Source organism: Streptomyces flavofungini (genome assembly GCF_041028215.1).
GTDB lineage: Bacteria > Actinomycetota > Actinomycetes > Streptomycetales > Streptomycetaceae > Streptomyces > Streptomyces flavofungini_B.
Genome location: NZ_JASKYR010000552.1, coordinates 1 through 6,050, shown reverse-complemented (window position 1 = coordinate 6,050; position 6,050 = coordinate 1). Strand labels below are relative to the sequence as shown.

Annotated in this window: 5 protein-coding genes; 3 read left to right on the top strand and 2 right to left on the bottom strand. The window is 74.1% G+C overall.

Annotated elements, in window-relative coordinates; all coding sequences use genetic code 11:
• Nucleotides 1–15 precede the first annotated feature (15 nt).
• On the bottom strand, nt 16–1,128 hold the full coding sequence (locus tag AB8Z36_RS29420; protein WP_369216427.1) for a hypothetical protein: 1,113 nt from the start codon (nt 1,126–1,128) through the stop codon (nt 16–18).
• Nucleotides 1,129–1,330: 202 nt separating this feature from the next.
• Here AB8Z36_RS29420 and AB8Z36_RS29415 point away from each other — a divergent pair, with 202 nt between their 5' ends.
• The 3 genes from AB8Z36_RS29415 (at nt 1,331) to AB8Z36_RS29405 (ending at nt 3,506) form a co-directional block, all read left to right on the top strand.
• On the top strand, nt 1,331–1,993 hold the full coding sequence (locus tag AB8Z36_RS29415) for a M23 family metallopeptidase (RefSeq protein WP_369216426.1): 663 nt from the start codon (nt 1,331–1,333) through the stop codon (nt 1,991–1,993).
• 267 nt (nt 1,994–2,260) lie between these two features.
• Nucleotides 2,261–2,596 (top strand): STAS domain-containing protein, encoded by a 336-nt coding sequence (locus tag AB8Z36_RS29410; protein ID WP_369216425.1) that lies wholly within the window; start codon nt 2,261–2,263, stop codon nt 2,594–2,596.
• 67 nt (nt 2,597–2,663) lie between these two features.
• Nucleotides 2,664–3,506, top strand: coding sequence for a DUF1206 domain-containing protein (locus AB8Z36_RS29405; protein ID WP_369216424.1), 843 nt, complete (start codon nt 2,664–2,666; stop codon nt 3,504–3,506).
• 63 nt (nt 3,507–3,569) lie between these two features.
• On the opposite strand, the gene secD is transcribed toward AB8Z36_RS29405, so the two are convergent.
• On the bottom strand, nt 3,570–5,957 hold the full coding sequence (secD, locus tag AB8Z36_RS29400; RefSeq protein WP_369216423.1) for a protein translocase subunit SecD: 2,388 nt from the start codon (nt 5,955–5,957) through the stop codon (nt 3,570–3,572).
• Between the last annotated feature and the right edge of the window lie 93 nt (nt 5,958–6,050).

Below are 6,050 nucleotides of genomic sequence, written 5' to 3'. Positions count from 1 at the left end.
GTGCGGCACCGGCTCTCAGCCGACGTGCTGCGAGTGGAACTGCTCCAGGCGGCGCTGCGCCGTCAGGTGCCGGGCCGAGCGCGCGTACGGTCTCGGCGTCGCGCACCCGGTCCCAGAGGTGGTGCGCGCGGTCCGCCGCGGCCTCCACCTCCCCCCCCCCCCCCCCCGACCACCGACTCCCCGGAGGTGGTGCGCGCGGTCCGCCGCGGCCTCCACCTCCGGGGAGTCGGTGGTCTGGCCCGCCGTCAGGCGGGCCGCGGCCACGGCGAGCCAGGTCTCGCAGCCGCGCGCGGGGTCACCGGCGAAGCGGGCGAGGTCGGCGCGGACTTCCATCCAATGGATGACCTCGTTCGAACCGGGTCCGTGCGTGCGCAGCGCGTTCTGCTCCCACGACGCCGCGAGGGCCGCCGCCTCGCCGTGCCGTCCCGCCTGCACGGCGGCGGTGATCGCCGCGTGCGGGTCGACGGGCGGGACGGGCTCCTCGCGCGGCTGCGGGAAGCCGGGCGTCGCGGCGGCGGGATCGAGGGCGAGGACCAGGTCCTTGGCGTCGTCGCCGAGGGACTGGGCGAGCTGGAGGGCGGGCGGGCGGTGTCCGCTGCGCAGGACGGTGGCGAGCGCCTTCATGTAGGCGGGGTCCGCGGGCGTCCTGCGGCGGACCGGCGGGGCGATCCGGCCGTACAGCGCGACGCCGGGCCCGGCGTCGAGGGGCCGCGTGGCCAGGGTCTGCCAGCTCTCGGCGTCGGTGTGCAGGTCGGCGATGACGGTGGTGCTGCCCGCCGGGCGCAGCCGTACCTCCTGCCCGATCCAGTGCCAGGGGAATCCGGTGTACCGCATGGTCGCCGGGGTGGTGCGGGCCAGCGCGAGGTGCGGCAGGCGCTGGCGCCGGTCGAGGTGCACCTGTCCGATCAGGTAGATCGTCAGGGGGCCCGGCGCCATGGCCGCGGCGCGCAGCCGGGTCAGGACCGTCTGCGGCTCCAGCGGATCGGCCAGTTCCACCACGCTCGCGGTCGCGGTGCCGGCGAGCGCCGCCGGGGTCACCGCCGCGAGTACGGGCAGGACGGAGGCCGCGTCGACCAGACGGCTCTTGTTCACGGGGGCCGCCGCGATGAGCAGCGCAGTACCTGGCACCGGCCCCTCCCTCTCGATCACCACGTCAGCACCGTATCCGCTGCCTGCGCCGGGCACGACAACAGGGCGCTGATCCGTACGAATTGGCGGTGGTTATGGGCGGTTCGACCGGCCTGGCGGGCACCTCACGGCTCGCCGGGGGGGTACGCCGGATGGCACAGTCGGCGTGCGCCCCGGGGTCTCGCCCGCTGTGCTTGGTGAGATGGAGAACCACATAGACGGCCCGCCTCGGGCGGGAACGACCACACGACGCCGGGCCCTCGGCCTGGCCGCGGGACTCCTGGCGGGCGGCGCTCTTTCGCTGGGGGCCACCGCACCGGGCAGCGACGCGGAGCCCCTGGCCGCGGGAGCGGACGACGACTGTCCGCTCGGCTACGACGCCGAGTTCGAGGAGGCGCTCGCCGAGGGCGTGGCCGACTTCCCCGAGCAGGACGACGAGCGCAACATGGCGCCGCGCCAGCCCCGCGTCCTGCCGCTGCGGCGGCGCTACCGGGTCAGCGCCCGTTACGGCGTGCGCGGCCAGTGGGCGGCGGGCCACCACACCGGCATCGACCTGGCGGTGCCGCGCGGCACCCCGGTGTACGCGGTCGGCGGCGGGCGGGTCGTGCTCGCCGCCTGGTCGGGCGCGTACGGCATGGCGGTGACCGTGCGGATGCCGGACGGGCACTACGCGGTCTACGCCCATCTCTCGCGCGTCTCGGTGCGCCGGGGCTCCCGCATCAGCACCGGCACCAGGCTCGGGAGCAGCGGCGCGACGGGGCGAGCCACGGGTCCGCACCTGCATCTGGAGATCCGTGAGAAGCGCGGATACGGCTCGGACGTGAACCCGGTCAGGTATCTGGCCCGGCGCGGCGCGGACCTGTAATCACTGTGCGTAGTCGTTGATCTGACGCCTCGTCAACTCCGCTTCTCGTTCAAACTTCCCGGCGGACAAGGGTACGAACGCCGCTGAGCGGGAACGATGGACATGGGACCTCGGAACCGCCCCAGACCATGACGGCGTCCGAACCCGGTCTTTCCGAGGCCAAGCCACCCTTCGACAACTACTCTCCGTGAACTCCGCGAAGGAGGCAGGAAACTGCTGAACCGTGAGACGGACACTGCCGACTTCACCTTCGGTCTGCGCCACCGCGTGGTGAACGGCACTGATGTCCTTACGTTCTGGGGTGAGCTGGACGCCTGGGCCGACCAGGAACTGAGCCCCCATGTCATAGCCGTCCTCGACAGAGCGGGCCACCAAGTCGTGGCCGACCTGAGAAAGGTGACATTCCTCGACGCCGGCGGTCTGCGGCTGCTGGTGCGGATCCGTCAGCGCGTGGCCGCGGACCGGGGCACCCTGTGGCTCGTTCCCGGCCGCCCCGGCAACTGGCGGGTGCTCCGCCTGACCCGGCTCGACAGTACGTTCACGATCCCGGTCGGCGCGCCGTGCGTGGACGGCCGGGCGGGTGCGGGCACCGCCTTCCGGTGAGGTGACATGCCCCCCGGGGGCACCGCCCGCACCGCATGAAGCGGTGGTGGCGGGGCATCCGGGAGCCATGCATCTGCCTTCGATAACAGCGCGGGGAAAGGGCCAAGCCCGGCGGGCGGCCAAGGGGCGAACCGTCGACGCGGTGGCACGGGCCGGCTTCGTCGGCCGTGGCGTGATCTACCTCGTCGTCGGGGCGCTCGCCCTGCGGATCGCCTTCTCCGACGGAGGGCAGCGCCAGGCCGACCGAGGCGGCGCCGTGGCCGAGCTCGCGGACCGCCCGTTCGGGAACGTACTGCTGTGGCTGCTCGGTCTCGCCCTGGCCGGAATGGCGCTGTGGCGGCTCTCCGAAGCCGCGTTCGGCCAAGCGGGACCGGACGGCCACAAGCCGGGCAAGCGCGCCACGTCCGGCGCGCGCTTCCTCTTCTACTGCTTCGTGTCCTACTCCGTCCTGGCCTACGCGGCCGGGGACGAGGGCAGCGGCAGCGGATCGAGCGACAAGCAGACCAAGGACGTCACCGCCAAGGTCCTCGACTGGCCCGCCGGTCAGTGGATCGTCGCCGCGGCGGGCGCCGGTGTCGTGGTGGCGGGGGTCTGGATCGCCGTACGGGCGGTGATGCGGAAGTTCCACAAGCGGCTGCGCCTGTCCGAGATGCCGCGGCGGGTGCGCCAGGGCGTGGACGTCCTGGGCGTCGTCGGCGGCGGCACCAGGGGCGTGGTGTTCGCCGTCGCGGGCGGTTTCGCGGTCACCGCCGCGCTGCGGCACAAGCCCGGCGAGGCCAAGGGCATGGACAACACCCTGCGCTCGTTCACCGACACCGGCGCGGGCCCCTGGCTGCTCGCCCTCGTCGCGGCCGGACTCGCCGCCTTCGGCCTCTTCTCCTGGGCGAACGCCCGCTGGCGCAAGGTCTGAGCGGCGCCCCGACGGCGGGGCCGGTGGCCCGGGAGAGACCCCGGGCCACCGTGACCGGTCGCCTCAGACGACCGCCCCCGTGCCCCGCTCCCTCTTCCGCCGCTCCTCCAACGGGCTGTGGGCGCCCCGGCCCCCGGTCCCGCCGGGCCGGGCGGCCGGTGGTCCGGCCGGGCTGCGCTGTTCGAGGGCGACGGCGATCGGCACGGCCGTGAACACGGTCGAGGCCATGCCGACCACGACGCCGGTGATCAGCGCCAGGGAGAAGTCGGCGAGCGAGTCGCCGCCGAGCACGGCGAGCGCGGCCAGGATGAACAGCGCGCCCATGCCGGTGTTCACCGTGCGCGGCAGGGTCCGTACGACCGCGCGGTTGGCGGTGGCCGCCAGGCCCGCGCGCGGGTCGCGGCGCCTGGCCTCGCGTACGCGGTCGAAGACGACGACGGTGTCGTTGACCGAGTAGCCGATCACGGTGAGCACCGCGGCGAGGAAGACGCTGTCCACCGGCTTGCCCAGCCAGGCGAAGAGGCCGACCACCAGCAGGACGTCATGGACCATCGCCGACACGGCCGCCGCCGCGAAGGTCCAGCGGAAGCGCACGCTCAGATAGAGCAGCTGGGCGCCGACGGCGATGCCGAGGGCGATCAGCGCCTTCTGCCGCAGTTCGTCGCCGAGGCTCGGTCCGATCAGCTCGTCGCGTTCGACGGTGACGGTGCCGCCCCGCTTCTCCAGCGCCGCCGTGACGCGCCGCTGTTCGTCGTCGGTGAGCCGCTCCGTGCGGACGGTGAGGTCGCCGTCCCCCGACTCCTGCACCACGGCGCGCGGGAACCCGGCGTCGGAGACCGCGGTGCGGGCCGTGTCCGCGTCCAGGGGCCTGCTCGTGCTGTACTCCACCAGACGCCCGCCGGTGAACTCCACGCCGAAGTCCAGGCCGCGCAGCACGATGCCCGCCACCGCCACCACGACGAGCAGCGCGCTCGCGCCCAGCCAGCGGCGCCGGTGGCGCACCAGGTCGGGGTCACGGCGGGCCAGCCAGGCGCGCACCCGGCCGGTGGCGGCGATGCCGGTCAGGGCGGGCCGCCCGCGCACGAACTCCCGGCCGACGGCGAAGTCGGCGAAGACCCGGGTGATGACGAGGGCGGTGACCATCGAGGCGAGCACACCGACGCACAGGGTGACGCCGAAGCCCTTGACCGGTCCGGTGGCGAAGAAGAACAGCAGCCCGGCGGCGAGCAGCGTCGTCACGTTGGAGTCGACGACCGCGCTCCACGCCTTGGCGAAGCCGGTGCGTACGGGCTTCGCCAGATCCGGCGACCTGACCGCGAGGTACTCCTCGCGCGCCCGCTCGAAGACGAGGACGTTGGCGTCGACGGCCATGCCGATGGCGAGCACGAATCCGGCGAGCCCCGGCAGGGTGAGCGTCGCGCCGAGCGCCACCAGGGCGGCGTAGGAGATCAGTCCGTACAGCACGAGGGCGAGGGCGGCGAGCGCGCCGAGGAGCCGGTAGACGACCGTGATGAACAGCGCGGTCAGGGCGATGCCGATGAGGGCGGCCTGCGTGCTCGCGGCGATGGCCTCGGCGCCCAGGGTGGCGCCGACGGTGCGCTGCTCGACGACGTCGACGGGGACCGGCAGGGCGCCGCCCTTGACGAGCGCGGCGAGATCGCGGGCCTCGGCCTGGTCGAAGCCGCCGGTGATCTGGGTGGAGCCGCCGGTGATGCCGGTCCCGCAGGCGACGCCCTGGTTGACGCCGGGGGCCGAGATGATCTTGTCGTCGAGGACGATGGCGACGCGCCGCTCGGGTGCGGTCTGCGGGGCGCAGGCCGCCTCGCCGGTGACACGCGCCCAGGCGGCGCCCGCCCCGGCACGGAAGTCGAGCGAGACGATCCAGCCCGCCAGTGTCTGCTGGTCGAGCACCGCCTCGGCGTTCTTGACGCCGTCGCCGGAGAGCACGGCGGGGCCGAGGATCAGGCGGCTGCCCGGCTTGTCGGGGTCGGGAAGGGTGCGTGAGCCGCCGCTCCCGGTCTTCCCGGACGTCTCTTCGGGGGTCTCTCCCGTGACCGGGTGCACGGAGAGCTGGGCGGTGCGGCCGATGACCGCGGCGGCCTCACGGGGGTCCTGGACGCCGGGCAGTTCGACGATGATCCGCTTCTCGCCGGAGCGGGCGAGGCCGGGTTCGGCGACGCCGAGGGCGTCGACGCGCTGCCTCAGCACCTCCACGGCACGGTCGGTGGAGCGGGCGTCGGCCTTGACGCCGGGCGCGTCCTTGGTCTCCAGGACGATCTGGGTGCCGCCCCGCAGATCGAGGCCGAGGCGGGCGGACTGGGTGAGGGCGACGTACAGCGACAGGGCGACGACGGCGAGGGCGACGGCCGCCCGCCACAGGGGCGCCCGTGAGCGGGGCGCGCGGGATTTCGGCGTGCGCGGCGCGGACGCACGAGGGTGCGCAGGGGACATGGGGTTCTCCACGATGAGGGCAGGACGGAGGGACGCGTGACCGTGCGGCGCGAAGGGCGCCGGGTCAGACGTCGACGTCGGACAGGGTCTGCG

Coding starts and splice junctions, on each gene's coding strand:
- AB8Z36_RS29415 (WP_369216426.1), top strand. CDS start 1,331: ATGGAGAACCACATAGACGGCCCGCCTCGGGCGGGAACGACCACACGA.
- AB8Z36_RS29405 (WP_369216424.1), top strand. CDS start 2,664: ATGCATCTGCCTTCGATAACAGCGCGGGGAAAGGGCCAAGCCCGGCGG.
- secD (WP_369216423.1), bottom strand. CDS start 5,957: ATGTCCCCTGCGCACCCTCGTGCGTCCGCGCCGCGCACGCCGAAATCC.